Annotated in this window: 1 pseudogene; it reads left to right on the top strand. The window is 43.2% G+C overall.

Annotated features, from left to right (window positions below):
• The first annotated feature begins 31 nt into the window (after positions 1 to 31).
• Positions 32 to 517, top strand: a pseudogene (locus MD535_RS25790) (GNAT family N-acetyltransferase).
• Positions 518 to 616: the final 99 nt, after the last annotated feature.

Here is a 616-nt window from a genome sequence, read left to right as displayed (position 1 = left end):
GGGCGTTAGCCGACAACCAATAATTTCAGCTATGGAGAAGATAGTGATCGTAAGGACTGCGACGAAGAAAGATTCAAGTATATTGCTAGGGCTTATTGAACAAAAAGCTGAGTTTGACCGACGTATGAAAGGCTTTAGCGGAGAAATCTCAACGACTGTAGAGAAAATCGAAAAAACGCTATTTAATGATACTCCATTTGCACATGCTTTATTATTGGAGATGCACAGTGAAGTTTTAGGTTTTGCTCTGTTCCATTATAGGTACTCCTCATTTAGCGGTGAGCCATCAATCTGGCTTGATGATCTTTTAGTTGTAGGAGAGCACAGGTAAAAAGGTTTCGGTTATGAACTCATGCACGCTTTAAAGTCACAAGCTGAAGCATCCTTTGCTTCGCACATTTCGTGGACCGCAAGTCCCCATAATAAAAAAGCTCATGACTTCTACAAAAGGTTGGGTGCAGGTGTTGAGCGAATGGATGGTCAAAGACCGTACTTTCGTTGGGCAATGTGCGGCTAACAAGCTGCTCAAGTGGACGCGTAACGTCTGGCGGTTTTGGCTTGAAGTTATGTGTGTTTGGTAAAGTTAATCGTCAGCGCCACTTAGCAGAGCGTTATG

The organism is Vibrio qingdaonensis (genome assembly GCF_026191675.1).
In the GTDB taxonomy this organism is placed as follows: Bacteria; Pseudomonadota; Gammaproteobacteria; order Enterobacterales; family Vibrionaceae; genus Vibrio; species Vibrio qingdaonensis.
Note: the sequence above shows the minus strand (reverse complement) of the source record. Positions and strands in the feature narration are given on the sequence as shown.